At 68.5% G+C, this 16959-nt stretch carries 15 protein-coding genes; 5 read left to right on the plus strand and 10 right to left on the minus strand.

The features are described from left to right. The first annotated feature begins 91 nt into the window (after positions 1 to 91). Together CSW62_RS10835 and CSW62_RS10840 are read left to right on the plus strand one after the other, a co-directional pair. Entirely contained in the window at positions 92 to 1834 is a 1743-nt protein-coding gene (locus CSW62_RS10835; protein WP_099577654.1) for a flagellar hook-length control protein FliK, read from the plus strand. After that, the gene (locus CSW62_RS10840) at positions 1831 to 2094 is read left to right on the plus strand and encodes an EscU/YscU/HrcU family type III secretion system export apparatus switch protein (protein WP_099577655.1); all 264 of its coding nucleotides are present in this window, start codon (positions 1831 to 1833) and stop codon (positions 2092 to 2094) included. Before CSW62_RS10835 ends, CSW62_RS10840 begins: the two co-directional genes overlap by 4 nt. Before the next feature lie 55 nt (positions 2095 to 2149). Here the strand turns inward: CSW62_RS10840 and gltA are convergent, their stop codons facing one another. Together gltA and gltX are read right to left on the minus strand one after the other, a co-directional pair. Continuing rightward, positions 2150 to 3430, minus strand: a complete 1281-nt coding sequence (gltA, locus tag CSW62_RS10845) for a citrate synthase (protein WP_099577656.1) — start codon at positions 3428 to 3430, stop codon at positions 2150 to 2152. Between the two features lie 83 nt (positions 3431 to 3513). Then, positions 3514 to 4941 (minus strand): glutamate--tRNA ligase, encoded by a 1428-nt coding sequence (gltX, locus tag CSW62_RS10850; RefSeq protein ID WP_099577657.1) that lies wholly within the window; start codon positions 4939 to 4941, stop codon positions 3514 to 3516. A gap of 212 nt (positions 4942 to 5153) precedes the next feature. Here gltX and CSW62_RS10855 point away from each other — a divergent pair, with 212 nt between their 5' ends. Beyond that, a complete protein-coding gene (locus tag CSW62_RS10855; protein ID WP_099582247.1) occupies positions 5154 to 7286 on the plus strand; it encodes a ComEC/Rec2 family competence protein in 2133 nt (710 codons plus the stop codon). 43 nt (positions 7287 to 7329) lie between these two features. Next, positions 7330 to 8085, plus strand: a complete 756-nt coding sequence (locus CSW62_RS10860; RefSeq protein ID WP_099577658.1) for an isocitrate lyase/phosphoenolpyruvate mutase family protein — start codon at positions 7330 to 7332, stop codon at positions 8083 to 8085. Between the two features lie 72 nt (positions 8086 to 8157). Here CSW62_RS10860 and lexA read toward each other — a convergent pair whose 3' ends face one another. The 6 genes from lexA to CSW62_RS10890 form a co-directional block, all read right to left on the minus strand. Then, positions 8158 to 8862, minus strand: coding sequence for a transcriptional repressor LexA (gene lexA, locus CSW62_RS10865; protein ID WP_099582248.1), 705 nt, complete (start codon positions 8860 to 8862; stop codon positions 8158 to 8160). A 171-nt stretch (positions 8863 to 9033) separates the two neighbouring features. Continuing rightward, positions 9034 to 9825 carry a class I SAM-dependent methyltransferase gene (locus tag CSW62_RS10870; RefSeq protein WP_099577659.1) on the minus strand — a complete coding sequence of 264 codons (792 nt, stop codon included), beginning with the start codon at positions 9823 to 9825 and terminating at the stop codon, positions 9034 to 9036. A 76-nt stretch (positions 9826 to 9901) separates the two neighbouring features. Then, positions 9902 to 10468: a lysophospholipid acyltransferase family protein gene (locus CSW62_RS10875; protein WP_099577660.1), complete on the minus strand. Its 567-nt coding sequence runs from the start codon at positions 10466 to 10468 to the stop codon at positions 9902 to 9904. Positions 10469 to 10579: 111 nt separating this feature from the next. After that, a complete protein-coding gene (gene trpC / locus CSW62_RS10880; RefSeq protein ID WP_099577661.1) occupies positions 10580 to 11368 on the minus strand; it encodes an indole-3-glycerol phosphate synthase TrpC in 789 nt (262 codons plus the stop codon). Beyond that, entirely contained in the window at positions 11365 to 12390 is a 1026-nt protein-coding gene (gene trpD / locus CSW62_RS10885; protein ID WP_099577664.1) for an anthranilate phosphoribosyltransferase, read from the minus strand. Before trpD ends, trpC begins: the two co-directional genes overlap by 4 nt. Positions 12391 to 12400: 10 nt before the next feature. Further along, positions 12401 to 12997: an aminodeoxychorismate/anthranilate synthase component II gene (locus tag CSW62_RS10890; protein ID WP_099577666.1), complete on the minus strand. Its 597-nt coding sequence runs from the start codon at positions 12995 to 12997 to the stop codon at positions 12401 to 12403. Positions 12998 to 13113: 116 nt separating this feature from the next. Here CSW62_RS10890 and CSW62_RS26575 point away from each other — a divergent pair, with 116 nt between their 5' ends. Beyond that, the gene (locus CSW62_RS26575; RefSeq protein ID WP_199170569.1) at positions 13114 to 13323 is read left to right on the plus strand and encodes a hypothetical protein; all 210 of its coding nucleotides are present in this window, start codon (positions 13114 to 13116) and stop codon (positions 13321 to 13323) included. Positions 13324 to 13345: 22 nt separating this feature from the next. Here CSW62_RS26575 and trpE read toward each other — a convergent pair whose 3' ends face one another. Further along, entirely contained in the window at positions 13346 to 14881 is a 1536-nt protein-coding gene (trpE, locus tag CSW62_RS10900; protein WP_099577671.1) for an anthranilate synthase component I, read from the minus strand. Next, entirely contained in the window at positions 14881 to 16842 is a 1962-nt protein-coding gene (locus CSW62_RS10905) for a peptidylprolyl isomerase (RefSeq protein ID WP_099577673.1), read from the minus strand. The genes trpE and CSW62_RS10905 overlap by 1 nt, the downstream gene beginning before the upstream one ends. Between the last annotated feature and the right edge of the window lie 117 nt (positions 16843 to 16959).

Consider the following 16959-nt stretch of genomic DNA (forward strand, 5'->3'; position numbering starts at 1 on the left):
CGAGACGTCATGAGTTCATACTTTGAAGGTTAACCAGCGATTTACGCCCGGGGTCTAACCTATCCACAACTGTCGCTGTGGAGCCGTTGTCGTGGCCATCGACCCGACTACGCCCGTGACCCCGATCCTTCCAGCGCCCGCCGCTGGGACGGCGGCAGATTCTGTCGCGACTCTGCAGGCCATGGCGCGTCAGGCGCTCGCCAATTCGACCGCTCAGCTGGGCGAGATCGTCGGCCGTTCGCCGACCGCTCAATCCAAGACCGGCGCACCCGTAGAGCAGGCTGGGCAGGCCGGGACGCAGGACGCCGGCCACACCGCCGATGCGGCGGGCGCCAAGGCCGCGCCTTCAGTGCTTCAGCAAACCGCTCTCGCCAGACCCGAGACACGGCTGGTCCGCGCGGTGCGCGCCGCCGCCGCCGAGGCTGTGCCGCGTCAGACGGGCCTGGCGCCGCTGATGGCCAATGTCCGCGCTGTTGTCGAACGTCCCGACATGCCAGCCGAGGTGCGCGATGCGGGCAGGGTGCTGCTGGCCAAGGCCCCCTCGGCCGCCGAGATCGCCTCGCCCCAGGGTTTGCGCCAAGCCGTCGAGCGCTCGGGCGTCTTCCTGGAGGCCAGGATGGCTCGCGCGGCCGCCACGCCGGCCCAAGAGGGTTCGCCGCGCTTTCCTGAGGCAGGCGACATGAAGGCCGCGTTGCTGGTCTTCCGGGGTGCGCTGTCGGGCTGGCTGGCCAAGGCATCGCCGCAGCCGGTCTTCGATGCGCCAGGCGCCGAGCCTGTGTCGACGCTCGCGCCCGGCGAAGACGCAGAAACGCGGTCGCCCACGTCGCTTCGCGCCGCGCCATCGGTCGCGGCGCCGACAACTCAGCGCCCGCCCAACGCCGCCAATCCCGCGGCCATCCAACCCGGTCTCGAGGCCGCGCCCGAAACGTCGCCGGCCGCAGCGCCTCCGCTTCAGGCAAGCGAGATCCCCGATGCCGCGCCAGCGGCGTTTCCAGCGAGCGCCAAGGCTCCGGAGTCGCCTCCAGAGGAGGACGGCCTGGCCGCCCGCTTCGGGGCGTTCGTCGCCGCACCCAAGCCTTCCGCGCCCGTCCAGACGCCCGTCCGGGCCGCGATGTCGGCGCTGGTCCAGTTGGGCCTGATCGCCGAGGAGGCCCTCACCGAAGCGCCGGTCCCCGGGGCGACCGCCGAGTCCAGGCCTTTGGCCCCAGGGGGTTACGGCGGAGCGCCGGCCGAGGTGGCGCGCTCCAAGGTGCCGCCACCGCCCTACGCCGGCGGCCCGATGGCCGGTCAGAAGCCCGCCGCGCCCGAACTGCCGATCGACCAGTCGCCCGCCGATCTGTTGCGGCGCCTGCTGAAAGGAACCAACGGCGCCCTGGCCCGCCAGGACCTGATGCAGATCGCTTCGTTGCCCGAGGCGCACGAGCCCGAGATCGCCGACGCCCGGCCGCAACAAGCCGGCCGACTGAACCTCGACCTGCCGTTCATGACGCCCCAGGGCATGGCCGTCGCCCAGTTCGAGATCAGCCACGACGGCGGCGGTTCCGGCGGCGGCGTGGTCGGTCCGGCCGAGCGCACCTACAAGGTGCGCTTCTCGATCGACCTCGAGCCGCTGGGGCCCGTCCACGCCTTGGTCACCCTGACCGGGTCGCGCACGCGGGTGTCGCTGTGGGCCGAGCGGGCCGAGACGATCGCCCGCCTGCGCGCGGGCGAAGAAAGCTTGGGCGCGGCCCTGCGTCAGGCCGAGCTTTCGCCCGAGGTCGCCGTCCATTCCGGCGCGCCGATCAGCCCGAGCAAGGCGAGTGCGCTAGGCCATTTCGTGGACCAGGCGTCATGAGCGGGATCACCGGACCGTCCGCGCGGCCGCGCATCGCCGTCGCCTTGCTTTACGAAGACCCCAACGCGCCCAAGGTCGTGGCGTCGGGCCAAGGCTGGCTGGGCGAGAAGATCATCGAGACCGCGCGCGAGCACGGGGTTCCGATCGAGGAAGACCCGGTGCTGGCCCAGGCGCTCTCGACCCTGGAAATCGACGAGGAAATCCCCGAGGCCCTCTACCGCGCTGTCGCCGAGGTGCTGAGTTTCCTGCTCAAGCGCTAAACGAAAAAGGCCCCGCCGAAGCGGGGCCTGATCCGTGTCGCCGAGGGAGAAGCGCTTAGCGCTTCTCGACCGGCACGTAGTCGCGTTGCGTGGCGCCCGTGTAGAGCTGACGCGGACGACCGATCTTGCGGGTGGGGTCCTCGAACATTTCCTTCCACTGGCTGATCCAGCCGACGGTGCGGGCCAGGGCGAACAGCACGGTGAACATGTTGGTCGGGAAGCCCATCGCGCGCAGGGTGATGCCCGAATAGAAGTCGATGTTCGGGTACAGCTTGCGGTCGATGAAGTACGGATCGCTCAGGGCGACCTTTTCCAGTTCCTGGGCGACCTGCAGCAGCGGGTCGTTGTTGTGGCCCAGTTCGGCCAGCACTTCGTGTGCGGTCTTCTGCATGACCTTCGCGCGCGGGTCGAAGTTCTTGTACACGCGGTGGCCGAAGCCCATCAGCTTGTACTTGCGGTCCTTCACGCCCTGGACGTAGTCCGGGATGTTCTCGACCGAACCGATGGTCTCCAGCATCTCCAGCGCTTCCTGGTTGGCGCCGCCGTGCGACGGGCCCCACAGGCAGGCGATGCCGGCGGCGATGCAGGCGAACGGGTGCGCGCCCGACGAACCGGCCAGGCGGACGGTCGAGGTCGAGGCGTTCTGCTCGTGGTCGGCGTGCAGAATGAAGATCCGGTCCATGGCGCGGGTCAGCACCGGGTTCGGCTTCCAGTCCTCGGCCGGCACGGCGAAGCACATGCGCAGGAAGTTTTCCGAGTACGACAGGTCATTGCGCGGCGACACGAACGGCTGGCCGACCGTGTACTTGTAGGCGCGGGCGGCGATCGTCGGCATCTTGGCGATCAGGCGATGGGCGCTGATCTCGCGCTCACGGGCGTCGTCGACATTGATGCTGTCGGCGTAGAAGGCCGACAGGGCGCCGACAGCGCCGGTCATCACGGCCATCGGGTGCGCGTCGCGGCGGAAGCCCTGGAAGAAGGCGTCGAACTGCGCGTGCAGCATCGTGTGGTAGGTGATGTTCTTTTCGAACTGGGCGAACTCGTCCGCGCTGGGCAGTTCGCCGTTCAGCAGCAGGTGGCAGACCTCGAGGAACGAGGACTTTTCAGCCAGCTGGTCGATGGGATAGCCGCGGTGCAGCAGAATGCCCGCGTCGCCATCGATATAGGTGATCTTGCTTTCGCACGACGCGGTCGAGGTGAAGCCCGGATCGAACGTGAAGTGGTCGCTTTCGGCGTAGACTTTCCGGATGTCGAGGACGTCCGGACCCGTGCTGCCCTTGAGGATCGGCAGGTCGTAGCTCTTGTCGCCGATCGTCAGCGTGGCTTTATCGGTCATACTTAGACCCCTTCATAAATTGGCCCCGTTCATAAATGGAATGGGCAGTCCAACTTTCGTTTTCGCAGGTGCGTTATAGCGCCTCATGCGCGCGTCGCCAGGGCGTCGTCAAGGCGCCCCAAACTCTCTTCGCGGGAGAGTGCTGCCATGGTCTTGTTAAGATCAGGCGCCTGGGAGCCGCCGGTCAGAATGCCGCGCAGCGCCGGACCGAACTTGCCGAAGCCGACGCCTTCCGATTCCGCGAACGTTTTCAACACCGTTTCCAGCGTCGCCGCGTCAAAGGCCGGCGCGGCCGCCAACTGATCGCGCAGGCGCTTGAGGCGTTCGACGGTTTCTTCGGTCAGCTGCTTTTGGGTTTTCTCTTCCAGCGCGAACGGTCGGACCTTCAGTGCGAACGCACAGTGATCGACCAGCTCCAGGATGGTCTTGGCGCCTTCCTTCACTTCCGGAACCGTGCGGGCGATCCGCTCCCGGGCGTCGGCGGGCAGGGGCTCGCCGCGCTTCTGGGCGGCGTCGAGCGCCAGGTCGGTCAGGCGGGCGTCGTCGGCCTTGCGCAGGTGTTGGGCGTTGATGTGGTTCAGCTTGGCCCAGTCCAGGCGCGCCGGCGCCTTGACCACGTCGGCGACGTCGAACCAGGCGATCGCCTGCTCGTCGTTGAACACCTCGTCGTCGCCATGGCCCCAGCCCAGGCGCGCGAGGTAGTTGCGCATGCCTTCGGCGATGTAGCCGAGATCGGCGAATTCGCCGACCGCCTGCGCGCCGTGGCGCTTGGACAGCTTGGCGCCGTCGGGACCATGAATCAGCGGGATGTGGGCGAAGGCCGGCAGGTCCCAATCCATCGCCTGATAGATCAGGCTCTGGCGGGCGGCGTTGTTCAGGTGGTCGTCGCCCCGGATCACGTGCGTGACGCCCATGTCGTGGTCATCGACGACCACGGCCAGGTTATAGGTAGGGGCGCCGTCCGCGCGCAGCAGGACAAGGTCATCCAGTTCGATGTTCTTGAACGTCACCGGGCCCTTGACCAGGTCGTTGACCACAGTCTCGCCGTCCAGCGGGCCCTTGAAGCGGATGACGTGAGGAACCGCCAGGTCGCCTTCGGGCGCGTCACGCCAGGGTGAGCGGATGGCCTTGCCTTCGGCGCGGGCCTTTTCGCGGGCGACTTCCAGTTCCTCGACGGTCATCCAGCAGCGATAGGCGCGCCCCTTGGCCAGCAGTTCGTGCACGACCTCGACGTGACGCGGCGCGCGGGTGTGCTGGAAGACGACCTCGTCGTCCGATTCCAGGCCCAGCCAGTTCAGGCCCTCGAAGATCGCCGCGACGGCCGCGTCGGTGGAACGCTCGCGATCGGTGTCCTCGACGCGAATAAGGAACTTCCCTCCCGTATGGCGTGCATATAACCAGTTGAACAGCGCCGTGCGGGCGCCGCCGATATGCAGGAAACCGGTGGGCGAGGGCGCGAAGCGCGTAACGACGCCCGTCGCAATGGGGCCGGTGGGAGTGGGGTTCGACATGGGCTTCAAGACTGTGGGGCTGGACGCGAAATGGCGTTGACGAGCACGAACCGCAAGGCGGCTTGGGCGGCGCGTCTTAGCACGCCGCTTCGCGCCGGACCTAGCGGTTTTCCGCGTGGCGCCGATCTTGGCTCATTCGTCAAAAGTACAAGGGTTTCCGGGTGTTAGGTGCTGAAGTCGCTGGACCTGCGCCGTCTACGTCCGCCCCGCGCCTGTCCTGGTCCGCCGCGAAGGCCGCCCTGCTGACGGAAGGGCGAGTCAATCTGGATCGGGCGTTCCTGTGGGCGCCGGTGGCGTTCGGTCTTGGGGCGTCGAGTTATCTGGAGGCTGGCGTCGAACCCGCGCTCTGGATGCTGGTCTTGGCGACCGGATCGTTCACGGCGGTCTGGTGGGTCTGTCAGCGATGGAATGCCCCCCGCGGCCTTGTCGTGCTAGCCAGTCTGGCCGCGTTCGGGGCCGCCGGCGGTCTGGCCGCCAAGATCCGAAGCGACCGGGTGGCCGCGCCCCTGGTGAGCGGTGAGCGGGTCGTGCGGCGCGTTGACGGCTTCGTGGTCGACGTCGTCAGTCCTGGCGCGGGCGGGCCGCGCCTGCTGATCGCGCCAGTGGCGGTGTCTGGGTTGTCGGCTGACAGGACGCCACACCGGATCCGGGTGACGATCGGCGAGAATGAAACGCCGGCTCCGGGCCAGGCCGTTCATCTGCGCGCCATGCTGGGACCGCCGCCGCCGCCAGCCGCGCCGGGGTCCTACGACTTCGGTCGGGACGCCTGGTTCGATTCGATCGGCGGCGTCGGCTTCGTGATCGGCGAACTGGGGGTGACGCGGCTGGATCCGCCGCCTTTGACCGTGCGCGTGACCATGGCGGTCAATGCTTTCCGCTGGAGCCTGGCCCAGCGGATCCTGGCGCGCATGGGGCCCAGCAGCGGCGGCATCGGCGCGGCCATGGTCACCGGCCACGAGGCCTGGATCACGGAGGACCAGACCGAGGCCATGCGCGCCTCGGGCCTGGCGCATATCCTGTCGATCTCGGGCCTGCACATGGCCATCGTCGGCGGCTTCGTCTTCGGCGCGGTGCGGCTGGGCGTCGCCGCCTGGCCGTGGCTGGCTCTGCGGGCGCCGGGCAAGAAGATCGCGGCGGTGGCGGGGCTGGTCGCTGTGCTGGGCTATCTGGTCATTTCCGGCGCGCCGCCGCCGGCCGAGCGCTCGGCGATCACCGCCAGCGTGGCGTTCCTGGCCATCCTGTTCGATCGACGGGCCATCACCCTGCACGGCCTGGCCGTCGCGGCGTTGCTGATCCTCGCCATGAAGCCCGAAACAGCGGGCGAGCCCGGTTTCCAGATGTCGTTCGCCGCCACCGCCGCCCTGGTGGCCTTGGCCGAGAGCTGGCCGAGGCCGGTAAAGGAGATCTCGACGCCGTGGTGGATCCGCTGGCCGCAGGCGGGGCTGACCTGGCTGGCGGCCTCGGTCGCGGCCAGCCTGGTGGCGGGCCTGGCCACCGCGCCGTTCGCCATGCAGCATTTCAACCGCGTCGCCGTCTGGGGCCTGCCGGCCAACCTGGCGGTCGCGCCGCTGTCGTCGTTCGTGATCATGCCGTTCCTGGCGGTCGGGACCCTGCTGGAGCCGTTCGGCCTGGGCGCGCCCTTCCTGACGGTGGCCGGCTGGGGCGTCGACGGCATGGTCGGGATCGCCAACGGCTTCGCCGACGCCCATGGCGCTCAGCGGATCGTGGCCAGCGCGCCGCCGCAGGTATTGGTGGTCGCTTTCCTGGGCCTGATGATCCTGTGTCTCTGGCGCGGTCGGCTGCGCTGGATCGGCGCGCCGCTGGCCCTGGCGGTCGCCCTGTGGCCAAGACCCGCCGCGCCGGACGCCTGGATCGCCGCCGACGGAGCCACCGCCGCCGTCCGCTCGGGCGACGCCGCCGTGCTGCTGCGCACCGACGCCAAGCGGTTCGGCGCCGAGCTGTGGGCGCGGCGGCGCGGCCTGACGCCGGCGACCTGGAGCCTCTATGCCTGTGACAAGCGGGTATGCGCGCCGGAATCGGGCGCCCCCGTGCGGCTGTCTCTGGCCTGGAGCCGTAAGACGCCCGACGCCGAGACACTGTCGGGCCTGTGCGTCCGCAGCGAGGTGGTGGTGATCCGCGGGCCGGCTCCTGCTCGAACCCCGCCCCTGTGCGCCGACACCGTGCTGCTGACCGCCGAGGATTTCGAACAGGGCGGCGCCGCCGAGCTCTATCACCGTTCCGACGGTTGGCGCATCGTCTGGGCTCAGCCCCTGCGCGGCGATCGGCCGTGGAGCCGTCCATCGGAGAGCCGTCTGCTGACAGCCGATGTCACCAGCGCCCGCTAAACGTCGTGAGAAGGGCGGGGCGTCACCCGCAGGAGGAAGTCCGATGTCCAATCCGTTCAGCGCCCGTCGCGCGGCCTTCCGCGCGCTGCATGCCGAAGGCTGTTTCACCCTGCCCAACCCCTGGGACGCGGGCAGCGCCAGGCGCCTGCAGAAGCTGGGCTTCAAGGCGCTGGCCTCGACCAGCGCCGGAGCAGCCTGGGCGCTGGGCAAGGACGACGGACAGATCACGCGCGACGAGGCGATCCTGCATCTGCGCCAGCTGTGCGCGGCCACGGACCTGCCGGTTAACGCGGACTTCGAGAACGGCTTTTCGGAAACGGTGGAGGGCGTCGCCGAGAGCGTGAGCCTGGCCATCGAGGCCGGCGTCGCGGGCCTGTCGATCGAGGACTGGTCGGGCTCGGCGCTCTACGACCTGCCGGTCGCCGTCGACCGTCTGAAAGCCGCCCGCGCGGCGATCGACGCTTCGGGCCAGGACGTGATCCTAGTCGGCCGCACCGAGGGCTATCTGCGCGGAAACCGTGACCTCCCCCCGACCCTGGAGCGGCTCAAGGCTTACGCGGCGGCGGGCGCCGACTGTCTCTACGCTCCGGCGGTGACCGATCCGGAGGAGATCAGGGCCATCGTCCAGGTCGTGGCGCCCAAGCCGGTCAATGTGCTGTTCTGGGGACCTGAGATGTCCGTCGAGGGCCTTGGCGCGCTGGGCGTGCGCCGGGTCAGCACCGGCGGCGCGCTGGCCGCGGCGGCCTGGGCCGGGTTCGACATGGCCGCCAAGCGTCTGGCGGAGGAAGGGCGGCTTTAAGTGCCACCCCATACGAAAAGGCCCCGATCCTCGGATGAAGATCGGGGCCGAATTTCCAGCGCTCTGAAGCGCCTAGTGATACCGGCGAATGAGCCCCACCAGCTTGCCCTGCACCTCGACCTGGTCGGGGCCGAAGATGCGGGTCTCGTATTTCGGATTGGCGGCTTCCAGGGCGATCGAGCCGCCCTTCTTGCGCAGGCGCTTGAGGGTGGCTTCCTCGCCGACCAGGGCGACGACGATCTCGCCCGAGGTGGCGGTGTCGCCTTTCTTGATGATCACATAGTCCCCGTCGAGGATGCCGGCCTCGATCATCGAGTCGCCCTGCACCTCGAGGACATAGTGCTCGCCATTGCCCAGCATCGATTCAGGCACCGGCAGGCGCTCACGCTCGTGCTGGATGGCGTCGATCGGCGTGCCGGCGGCGATCTTGCCCAGGATCGGCAGTTCGCGGCTGTCATTGGCCGGCGCGGCGGGGGCGGGAGCCGACGACGGCGCGCCGCCGCCTTCGAACACCTGCGGCCGGAAGGCGCCGCGCCCCTTGGGCGGAGCGGCCGTCGTGGCCTGTTGCGGCAGCTTCACTACTTCCAGCGCGCGCGCCCGGTGCGCGAGACGGCGAATGAAGCCGCGCTCTTCCAGAGCCGTGATGAGCCGGTGGATGCCCGACTTGGACGCCAGGTCCAGGGCCTCCTTCATCTCGTCGAAGGACGGGGAGACGCCGGTCTCCTTGATCCGCTCGTGGATGAACATCAGCAGTTCGTGCTGCTTGCGGGTAAGCATGTCGACCTCGGCTGGAGCGCGGAACAAACCGCAAACCTCGCGAATGTTCTCTAGGCGTTCCGCCTTAAAGTCAAGTCGAGCGTCGCTGGTGGCCAAAAGGCCAGGAAATTCAAAGACTAGACCTTGGCCAAATAGAAAAGGCGACCAGAATCAAAAGCTTAACGAAAGCTTTCAGGCGCGCTTGCGGGCGATGATGATGTCCTGGTCCTGCATCGGCTGGCGGCGCCAGACTCCCAGGGCCTGGTTCAGCACGTCGAGGTTCAGGGCCTCGTACTGCGCCAGGATCGGCTTCAGGTCGTAACCGATCACCGCCTCGGGCAGGTCGGGCGTCGCGGTCCAGCAACCGTCTAGGGCGTGGACGAAGTCGAAGGCGATCTCGCCGTTGCCCGTGTTGGCGCGGGCCTCGTCGTCGATCAGGTACCAGGAGACGATGCTGGTCCCGCCCGGCTTCAGCACCCGCGCGATCTCGCGGGCGAACTGGGCCTGATCGGCGGCCAGCAGGTGGGTGAACACCGAGCCCAGCCAGACATAATCGAAGCTGGCGTCCGGATAGGGGAAGACGAAGGTGCTGGCCGGCTGCGAGCCCTCCGGATTGTACCGGTCGCTGTGCATGTCGGCGTGGGTGAACTCGAAGCGTGGATCGCCGATGGCGATGTTGGCTTTGCACCAGTCGATGGCCTGGGTCATCACGTCGAAGCCCGCATAGCGGCCTTTCGCATCGAGATAGTCGACCAGCGGCGCGGCGGCGCGGCCGATGCCGCAGCCCACGTCGAGGATGGCGTGATGCGGCTGTAGGCCAGCGGCGACGAACAGTTCCTTGAACTGCTGGCCCACGCGGATGAAGTCGGCGTCGGCGGCGCCGACAAGGTGCCAGAGCTCCTGCGGAGCGGCGACGGCGTCGGACGGCGGCGGCGCTGGCGTCAGGGAGAGGGCGCGCCGCAGATTGGAGAGAAAGGCCCGCATCCGATTCCTTTTTGTGTAGAGCGGATCGGACCCTAGCGAGCGGCCAAGCCTCAGCCAACCCGGCCGCTGATCCACCCTAGAGGATGGTCTTTAGTTCCGGGTGCCTGGGCGTGACGGGGGCATAGAACGCCGCCAGCGTCGCCAGGTCCTTCTCGTAGTCGCCGCTGGGGATCATCGCCGGACCCAGGCCCACCACCTTGCGCTTGTAGTCCATGAAGCCGGGCACCATCGGCACGCCAGCCTTCAGGGCGATGTTGTAGAAGCCTGTCTTCCAGCCGCCCGCCTTGCCGCGCGTACCCTCGGGCGCGATCGTCAGCATGAATTCGTCGCGGCGGGCGAACTCGTCCGCCATGGCCTGGACCGTATCGCGCGACTGGGAGCGATCGATCGGCACGCCGCCCAGGTCCTTCATCAGCTTCTCGAACGGCCAGCGGAACAGCGACGCCTTGCCCATGAAGCTGAGCTTCAAGTTCAGCGCGTCGGCCGCCCCCAGGAAGTAGACGAAGTCCCAGTTGCTGGTGTGCGGAGCGGCGATGATCACGAACTTGCGCGTCGTGGTCGGCGCCGAGCCTTCGATCGTCCAGCCCTCGCGCTTGAAAAAGGCGACCAGGGACCAATTCACCACGCGGGCGATCCAATGCATTCGCGCTTCCTCGCGTGGCGCCGCCAACGTCCTGGCGCGGCGGCTTTTCTTGTTGATTGGACTGTGAGCGGGCGAAGGGGAAAACGCCAGATGGCGCGTACCCCCTTCCGGTTAGCCGAGCAGGGCCTTGGTGGCGGCCGTGACGTCGGCCTGGCGCATCAGGCTTTCGCCGACCAGCATGGCCTTGGCCCCGGTCGCCTCCATCCGCACGACGTCGTCGTGGGTGAAGATGCCGCTCTCGGTGACCAGCAGGGCGTCTTTCGGCGCCTGGGCCGAAAGCCGTTCGGTGACGGCCAGATCGACGACGAAGCTCTTCAGGTCGCGGTTGTTGATGCCCACCAGGTCTGAACCCAGGGCGCCGGCGCGGGCCATCTCGGCCTCGTCGTGGACCTCCACCAGGGCGTCCATGCCCAGGCGCTTGGCCTCAGCCATCAGCTCGGCGGCCAGGACGTCGTCGATCATCGCCAGGATGACCAGGATGGCGTCGGCGCCCAGGGCGCGGCTCTCGGACACCTGCCAGGGATCCACCAGGAAATCCTTGCGAATGCAGGGCAGGCTGACGGCCGCGCGGGCGTCAATCAGATAGGCGTCGGCGCCCTGGAAGCTGGGACCGTCGGTCAGCACCGACAGGCACGCCGCGCCGCCGGCCTCGTAACTTCGGGCCAGGGCCGGCGGATCGAAGTCGGCGCGGATCAGGCCCTTGGAGGGCGATGCCTTCTTGATCTCGGCGATCAGCGACAGCTTGCCGGGCGCGTGGCCTTGGGCGAGCGCGCGCTTGAAGCCGCGCGGCGACGAGGCGTTGCGGGCCGCGGAGTCCAGGGCGGCCTGGGTCCGCCGACGCTTGCGGTCGGTGACCTCGTCGCGCTTGTAGGCGGCGATCTTGGCGAGGATGTCGGTCATGCGGCGGCTTCCGTGTTGGTTGCGGCCACCAGGTCGGCGAGAGCCGCCTTGGCGCGGCCTTCGTCGATGACGTCGGCGGCCAGTGCGATGCCCTCGACCAGGGTCTCGACCTTGTCGGCGACCAGAAAGGCGGCGGCGGCGTTCAGCAGCACGATGTCGCGATAGGCGCCCTTTTCGCCGTCGAACAGGCGGGTCAGGGCGGCGGCGTTGAAGTCAGGATCGCCGCCGGTGATGTCCGACAGCGAGGCGCGCGGCAGACCAACCGCCTCGGGCGTGATCTTGAACAGATGGATGCGGCCGTCGCGCCATTCTGCGACCTCGGTCTCGCCCGTGGTGGTCAGCTCGTCCATGCCCGAGCCGTGCACCGACCAGGCGCGCTCGGCGCCCAGCGCGCCCAGAGCCTTGGCGATCGGCTCGACGAAGCGCGGGGCCGAGACGCCGACCACCTGTCGCCTGGCGCCGGCCGGATTGGTCAGCGGGCCCAGCAGGTTGAAGATGGTGCGGAAGCCCAGCTGTTGGCGGATCGGCGAGACGTGCTTCATGGCGCCGTGATGGGCCTGGGCGAACAGGAAGCAGATTCCGGCCTCGTCCAGGGCGCGCCGCTGCTGCTCGCGCGTGGCGTCGATATTGACGCCCAGGGCGGTCAGGACGTCGGCCGTGCCGGACTTCGAGGTGATGGCGCGGTTGCCGTGCTTGGCGACCTTCAAGCCCCCTCCGGCGGCCACGAAGCCGACGGCGGTGGAGATGTTCAGCGTGTGCAGGCCGTCGCCGCCGGTGCCGCAGACGTCGATGACCTCGTAGGGATGCTCCAGCTGGACGGCGGCGCGGCGCATGGCGCGGGCGCAGGCGGCGATCTCGCCCACCGTTTCGCCGCGCAGGCGCATGGCGGTGACGGCGGCCGCGACCTGGGCCGGGGTCGGCTCGCCGCGCAGGCAGGCCGCGAAGAAGATCTCTGCGTCGGCGTCGTCCAGGGTCTGGCCGTCGGCCAGCTTGGCCAGCAGCGGCTTGAAAGCGTCGGACATGCTGGCGGCCCTAGACCCAGACCGCCGCGTCGCGCTTGACGCCCGACAGGTCCATGAAGTTGGCCAGCATCTGGTGACCGCCCTCGGTGGCGATCGATTCCGGGTGGAACTGGACGCCGAACACTGGGCGGGTCCTGTGCTGCACGCCCATGATCTCGCCGTCGTCGGTCCAGGCGGTGACTTCCAGCTCCGGCGGCAGGTCTTCGCGGCGAACGGCCAGCGAGTGGTAGCGCGTGGCGGTGAAGGGGTTGGGCAGGCCCTTGAAGATGCCCTTGTCCTCGTGGCGGACCTTACTGACCTTGCCATGCATCACGGCCTTGGCGCGGATCACCTCGCCGCCATAGGCCTGTCCGATGGCCTGGTGGCCCAGGCACACGCCCAGAATCGGCAAATCTTCAGGCGCGGCGCGCAGCAGCGGCAGGCAGATTCCGGCCTGGTCCGGGGCCTTGGGGCCGGGAGACAGCAGCACAGCGGCCGGCGCTAGGCCCAAGGCCTCCTGCACGGTCAGCGCGTCGTTGCGGTAGACGACCGTCTCTGCCCCCAACTCATTCAGATAGTGGACGAGGTTGTAGGTGAAGCTGTCGTAGTTATCGATGACGAGGATCATGACGCCGCCTTTCGGAGGTCGGTTCTAGCGCGGGAGGAGCCGATGTGTAGCGGCAATTTCGCGCGCCCTTGTTAGGAACGGTTACAGTCTTCGCGGAGCTAGGCACTATGGAGGCCATGGACCCGCGTGATTCCGCCCTGGACCCCGTCGCCGTCGCCTATGTCCGCGCTCTGCTGCGGCGCAAGAACCGTATCCAGAAGATGGGGCCGGTTCTGGCCGCCGCGGCTTTCGCCGCGATCTGCGCGCTGGCCTTCGCCACGGTGATGGTGCTGGCGCCGCCGGCGGTCACGCAGCACCTTCCGGACGACCGGCTCGGCGGTCCGTAGGGAAATAAATCAGCCCTAAGGCTCAGCTGAATCGCCAGGCTTCCTCGGCCGCGCGCTTGAGGGCCCGGGACTTGTGCAGGGTCTCGTCGTATTCGGCGTCCGGATCGCTGTCGGCGACGATGCCGCCGCCGGCTTGCACGTACATCATGCCGTCCTTGACCAGCGCCGTGCGCAGCACGATGCAGGTGTCGACCGAGCCGTCGGCGCCGAAATAGCCGACCGCGCCGGCATAGCCGATGCCGCGCTTTTCGACCTCGAGCTCGTCGATGATCTCCATGGCCCGCACCTTGGGCGCGCCCGACAGCGTGCCGGCGGGCAGGGCGGCCATCAGAACGTCGACCGGATCGACGCCGTCCGGCGCGGTGCCCTCGACGTTCGAGACAATGTGCATGACGTGGCTGTAGCGCTCGATCTTGAAGCTCTCGGTCACGCGGACGTTCGGGCCCTTGGGACGCTCAGCGGGCGCATTTCGGCCCTGGTGGTTCAGCATGGCCACGCGACCCACGTCGTTGCGGCCCAGGTCCAGCAGCATCAGGTGCTCGGCGCGCTCCTTGGGATCGGCCAGCAGTTCGGCTTCCAGCGCCGCGTCTTCCTCGGGCGTGGCGCCGCGCGGACGGGTGCCAGCGATCGGCCGGATGGTGATCTTGTTGTCGCGCAGGCGGACCAGGATCTCGGGGCTGGAGCCGACCAGATTGAAGCCGTCCAGGTTCAGGAAGAATAGGAACGGCGACGGGTTGGTCCGGCGCAGCGAGCGGTACAGCGCGAACGGCGGCAGGTCGAAAGGCGCGCGGAAGCGGTGGCTGGCCACGACCTGGAAGATGTCGCCGGCGGCGATGTAGTCCTTGGCCTTGGCGACCACGTCGGCGTAGTCGGCGCGGCTGACCGGGGTCGTGAAGTCCATCGGACCGCGCGGCGCGCGCGGGGCGTCGTGGGCCAGCGGACGGTGCAGGTCAGCCATGACCGTCTCGATCCGCGAACGGGCGGCCGCGTAGGCGTCGTGGGCTGATACACCTGCCTGCGGGCGCACGGCCGTGGTCAGGATAATCTCCTGGGCGATGGCGTCGAAAATCGCGACGATCTGCGGGCGGGTCATGATCCCGTCCGGCAGGCCCAGCGTGTCCGCATTGATGTCGGGCAGGCGCTCGACCAAGCGCACCAGATCGTAGCCCAGGGCCCCGAACACGCCGGCGGCCATGGGCGGCAGGCCCTTGGGCAGCTCCATCCGCGCCTGGGCCACCAGGTCGCGCAGGCTGTCCAGGGCGCCGCCCGGCTGGGGCGTGTAGCGGCCGGCGGCGATGTCGTCGCCCTCGGCGATCTCGGCCTGGTCGCCACGACAGCGCCAGACCAGGTCCGGGTTCATGGTCACGATCGAGTAGCGACCGCGCCAGGCCCCGCCTTCGACGCTCTCGAACAGGAAGCTGTAGGGACGCGCCTGGGCGATCTTCAGATAGGCCGAGACCGGGGTCTCGAGATCGTCGATCAGGCGGGTCCAGACGACCTGCTGCCGTCCGGAATCATAGATTTCCGAAAAGGCGTCGAACGCGGGCTCCAGACTCATTACTCGGCTTTCTTTCCGCCCTTGGCGGCTTCCGCCTTGGCCAGGGCGTCGGTGTCGACGCCGATGGCCTGGCGCGCCAGGGTCAGGTTGCTCTTGGTCTTCAGCTGGACCTTGGCGGCGTTGCGCGAGGCTTCGCCGAGGTCGCGCATCAGGCCTTCACCCGATTGGGCGCCAGCCATGGCGGCGATCTGGGCGATGGCGGCGGTCGGGGCCGAACGGATGGCCTCCAGCTTGGCGACGACATAGGCCTCGCCCTGCGGACCCGCGCGGGTAGCGAACGCTTCGTTCTTCTTGGCCTGGAAGGCGGCGCCGAGGAACTCGCGGCCCAGGCCCATGTGTTGCTGGGCGTTCTGGCGCGACAGGCCAGGGACCTTCTGGACCTTGGACTGAACCGAGGCGGCGACGGCCTCGATCGACTCGCCCTTCTTGACGCGAGCGGCCAGTTCGTCGGCCTTGGCCTTCAGGCGTTTGCTCAGTTCCTGGCCCATCCAGACGGCGGTCAGCTGCGGCTTGATCTCGGCCAGGGGCGGCAGGGCTGCGGGGACGACCTTCTCGACCTTCACGGCGTAGTATTCGCCCTTGCCGGCCTCGATCAGGTCGCTTTCGCCGCCCTGCGACAGGCCGAAGGCGGTCTTGACGATGTCCGGCGTCAGGCCGGCGACGGGTTGGCCCGTCTCGTCCGCGCCTTGCGCCGTGATCGGAGCGGTCGTCAGCACCAGGGCGCCGGCCTTGCTGGCCGCGGCGACCAGGTCGGCGCCGGCGTCATGGGCGTCCTGATAGGTCTGGGTCTGGTCGTAGGCCTTGGTCTGCGAGGCCTGGGTGCGCACCTCGGCCTCGATCTGCGGGCGCACGCTCTCCAGCGAGGCGGTCGAGCCTGGCGTGACCTTGACGATCTTGATGACCGAGACGCCCAGCTCGCCCGTGATCGGGCCGCTGACCTGACCGGCGGCCAGGCTGAAGGCGGCGTCGGCGACCTTGCGGTCCGGAACGGCGGTCTTGGGCTTGTCGGTCAAGACGAGCGGCGTCTTGCCGAACGTCTTGGCGACGGCGACCGGATCCTCGCCCTTGGTCAGGCGCTGCGAAATGGTGGCGGCGGCCTTGGCGTCCGGGGCGACGATCTGGACGATCGTACGCGTCTCGGGCTTGGCCAGGCTGTCCTTGCGGAAGTCGTAGGCCTTCTGCACGGCGGCCGGATCGATGGCGACGGTCGGCTCCAGCGCCTTGGCGCTGACGCGCATGATCGACAGCACGCGGGTTTCCGGACGCGTCAGGCGCTCGGCGTTTTCCTTCATGAAGGCGGTCAGCTGGGCGTCGGTCGGCGGGGCGGGGCGTTCCACCGAGGCCGGATTCACGGCGAAGGCCGCGACGTCGCGGGCTTCCAGCACATAGGCGCCTTGCAGGGCGGCATAGATGCGCGGGGCCTTCAGGCCGCCGGCGACCGCCGAGAAGAAGTGGGCGTTGGCGATCTCGTCGCGCAGTGAAGCTTCGTAGTTCGCCGGCGTCAGGTTGTTCTGGGCCAGGAGGCCGGCATACATCTGCGGGTCGAACTTGCCGGTGATCGGGTTGAACGGCCGCTGGTTGGGCGGCAGTTGGCTCATCTGCTGGTGCACGATGTCGCCGACCAGCTTGTCCGACGGCTTCACGCCCATCCCCTGGATGGCCGCGGCGATCGATTCCTGCAGAGCCAGTTCCTGGACGATCTGGCGGTCGATGCCCTGCTCGACGGCCTGGTCGGGCGTCAGGGCCTGGCCGCTGCGCTGCTCCATGCCCTTGCGGTAGTTGTCGAAGCGCAGCTTGAAGTCCTGGGCGGACAAGGTGCGCGAGCCGGCGCTGATCACGCCTGAGCCCCTGGGACCCTTGAAGACGTCGCTGATGCCGAAAATGGCGAAGCTGACGATCAGCAAGCCAAACAGCAGCACCGCGAACGGCGATTTGGCGAAGGAGCGGAAACCGGCGAGCATGCGTTCGAAAACCTTCCAGGCGGATCGCCGCGCGAATGAGCACGGCGGTCGAGAGCAGCGGGTATAGTAGAGCCGTGTGCGCGTGGGCAAGCGGCGTGGACTTGACTTCCCAAGGGA

The organism is Caulobacter sp. FWC2, from assembly GCF_002742625.1.
Classification (GTDB): domain Bacteria; phylum Pseudomonadota; class Alphaproteobacteria; order Caulobacterales; family Caulobacteraceae; genus Caulobacter.

Coding starts and splice junctions, on each gene's coding strand:
- CSW62_RS10840 (WP_099577655.1), top strand. CDS start 1,831: ATGAGCGGGATCACCGGACCGTCCGCGCGGCCGCGCATCGCCGTCGCC.
- gltA (WP_099577656.1), bottom strand. CDS start 3,430: ATGACCGATAAAGCCACGCTGACGATCGGCGACAAGAGCTACGACCTG.
- gltX (WP_099577657.1), bottom strand. CDS start 4,941: ATGTCGAACCCCACTCCCACCGGCCCCATTGCGACGGGCGTCGTTACG.
- CSW62_RS10860 (WP_099577658.1), top strand. CDS start 7,330: ATGTCCAATCCGTTCAGCGCCCGTCGCGCGGCCTTCCGCGCGCTGCAT.
- lexA (WP_099582248.1), bottom strand. CDS start 8,862: ATGCTTACCCGCAAGCAGCACGAACTGCTGATGTTCATCCACGAGCGG.
- CSW62_RS10870 (WP_099577659.1), bottom strand. CDS start 9,825: ATGCGGGCCTTTCTCTCCAATCTGCGGCGCGCCCTCTCCCTGACGCCA.
- CSW62_RS10875 (WP_099577660.1), bottom strand. CDS start 10,468: ATGCATTGGATCGCCCGCGTGGTGAATTGGTCCCTGGTCGCCTTTTTC.
- trpC (WP_099577661.1), bottom strand. CDS start 11,368: ATGACCGACATCCTCGCCAAGATCGCCGCCTACAAGCGCGACGAGGTC.
- trpD (WP_099577664.1), bottom strand. CDS start 12,390: ATGTCCGACGCTTTCAAGCCGCTGCTGGCCAAGCTGGCCGACGGCCAG.
- CSW62_RS10890 (WP_099577666.1), bottom strand. CDS start 12,997: ATGATCCTCGTCATCGATAACTACGACAGCTTCACCTACAACCTCGTC.
- CSW62_RS26575 (WP_199170569.1), top strand. CDS start 13,114: ATGGACCCGCGTGATTCCGCCCTGGACCCCGTCGCCGTCGCCTATGTC.
- trpE (WP_099577671.1), bottom strand. CDS start 14,881: ATGAGTCTGGAGCCCGCGTTCGACGCCTTTTCGGAAATCTATGATTCC.
- CSW62_RS10905 (WP_099577673.1), bottom strand. CDS start 16,842: ATGCTCGCCGGTTTCCGCTCCTTCGCCAAATCGCCGTTCGCGGTGCTG.